Annotated in this window: 2 protein-coding genes; both read left to right on the forward strand. The window is 57.4% G+C overall.

The genetic code is table 11. The features are described from left to right. Positions 1-754 (forward strand): glycosyltransferase (locus SVU69_13745; GenBank protein ID MDY6944060.1); only part of this gene is annotated, 754 nt, incomplete at its 5' end. Positions 755-1,079: 325 nt separating this feature from the next. After that, on the forward strand, positions 1,080-2,054 hold the full coding sequence (locus SVU69_13750; protein MDY6944061.1) for a WYL domain-containing protein: 975 nt from the start codon (positions 1,080-1,082) through the stop codon (positions 2,052-2,054). Positions 2,055-2,129 lie beyond the last annotated feature (75 nt).

Genomic DNA, 2,129 nt, shown 5'->3' on the forward strand with positions numbered 1-2,129 from the left:
CGAGAAAATCGGCGTGGAGTTTCGCGGGATTTTCTACCACGTGTTCGACTTTTTCGCCTGTTTGGGCGACCTCAACATCGTATTCAACACGCGTGAGTATCAACCCTTCGTCAATCAATTGGTGGGGGACTTTCGCTTCGTGGGCGCCTCCATTCCGGACGGGCGCGACGCCGGATCGATGAAGTTCGACTTTTTCAACAAAAAAAAGCTGGTGTACGTATCACTCGGCACCCTGCACAACCAGGATTTGGGTTTTTACCGCGCGGTCATGGACGCGTTGGCGGATGAAGATCTGAACGTGATGATGTCCATCGGCCGCAACAACTCAGTGGCCGATCTCGGACCCATTCCCGACAACTTCACGGTCGAGAACTTTGTCCCGCAGCTGGAAGTCCTGAAACGGGCCGATGCGTTTATCACCCATGGCGGCATGAACAGCCTGAATGAAGCGCTTTACTTCGGCGTGCCCGTTATCGTTGTGCCTCAGCAGGTCGAACAAGCATTCAATACCCGTCGACTCGGGCGTTTTGGCGTATCACAAAGTCTCGGACGCAAAGCCTTAACGCCGGAGGGTATCCGGCGGCAAGTGATGCAAGTGCTGAATGATGCCGCCTTTAAGAACAGCGCTATCGCCTACGGGCGAAGCCTCCGCCAGGCTGGTGGCTACAAAGCGGCGGCAAGCGCGATTATAGATTTCGCCCGGCAACGTCAGCCCCAACAGGCGTCTGCCGCCCAAGCGCGGCGACGCGCCTGATTCCATCCGCGCATCTGTTCTCTACTCTACCGCCGTGAGACTGACTATCATTGGATTTGTCCGTCATCGCGCAGTGGGTCAGTGAGGTTTGTTAAACGAACCGTCTTTACACTTGTTTCCAAGAAATTCCTGGCAGACCGGAGAAAACCCAATCGACATCTATAAAAAGTCCAATTTCAACCCGGTACGTGTGCCTTTAGGAAAAAGCTTTACAGCGCCGACTAAATCCAGTAAACCCAGCTAATCACGTCGTCGTTTCGCTGGAATACATGGGGTCGTTTGTTTAGTCATCGCCCTCGACTCGGTGCAGTTTGGAAAAATCGACATGGATAAGTTCGACCGGGTGCACGCTTTACACAAACGTTTAGCTGGCGCCCGGCAACCCGTCTCCGCCGAAAGCCTCATGCGCGAACTGGAGTGCACGCGTGCCACGCTAACCCGCCTCATTTCTTACATGCGGGACTTTCTCAACGCCCCCATCGTGACCAACCACACCACCGGCGGTTACCGTTACCAGGAAAGTGCGGAATCGAAATACCAACTGCCCGGCCTGTGGTTCAACCCCTCCGAACTGTACGCGCTCATCGCCAGCCTGGAACTGCTCCGGGCCGTGCAGCCCGGGTTGCTGCAAGAGGAAATCGCCCCACTGCGGCAACGCATCGAAATCCTGCTGGCACGCGAACAGCTCGGCGCGGGCGAAGCGCAACGGCGCCTGCGCATTCTGCCCATGGCCGCCAGGCAAACGCCCATAGACACCTTTCGTGTTCTCGCCGATGCGCTGCTGCAACGCCGCCAATGCATTTTCCAATACCACGCGCGCGGCAGCGACGCCCAGGCCCAACGCACCGTCTCCCCCCAGCGAATGACACGCTACCGTGACAATTGGTATCTCGATGCCTGGTGTCACCAGGCCGAAGCAGTGCGCACCTACGCAATGGATCGCATCCAGGCGCCACGAGCCACGGCACAAGCGGCCATCGACTGCCCGGAGGAGCAACTCGATACCCAGTTGGCGGGCGCATACGGAATATTCTCCGGCACCCCGGACAAACAAGCCGTGCTGCGCTTTAACGCCTATCGGGCCCGCTGGGTGGCGGGGGAAATATGGCACCCGCAGCAACAAGGGCGCCTGCTTGCCGACGGGTCCTACGAGCTCACCATTCCTTATCGTCACCCGCAGGAACTGGTGTTGGACATCCTACGCTACGGGCCGGAAGTCGAAGTGATCGAACCCGCGTCCCTCCGAGAGGAAGTGGCCGCCCGCCTCCGGCAAGCAGCCGCCATTTATTCCAATCGATAATCAAGGGGTCGAGCGCTAATAAAAAATTGAACTAAAGCTTTGCTCGAGGGATGAGCAAACCGGCCAGGTATAAAT

It is taken from the genome of Pseudomonadota bacterium, from assembly GCA_034189865.1.
Taxonomy (GTDB): domain Bacteria; phylum Pseudomonadota; class Gammaproteobacteria; order UBA5335; family UBA5335; genus JAXHTV01.

What these genes read in the sequence shown, in the direction of transcription:
- SVU69_13750 (MDY6944061.1), top strand. Translation starts at nt 1,080, where the DNA reads ATGGATAAGTTCGACCGGGTGCACGCTTTACACAAACGTTTAGCTGGC.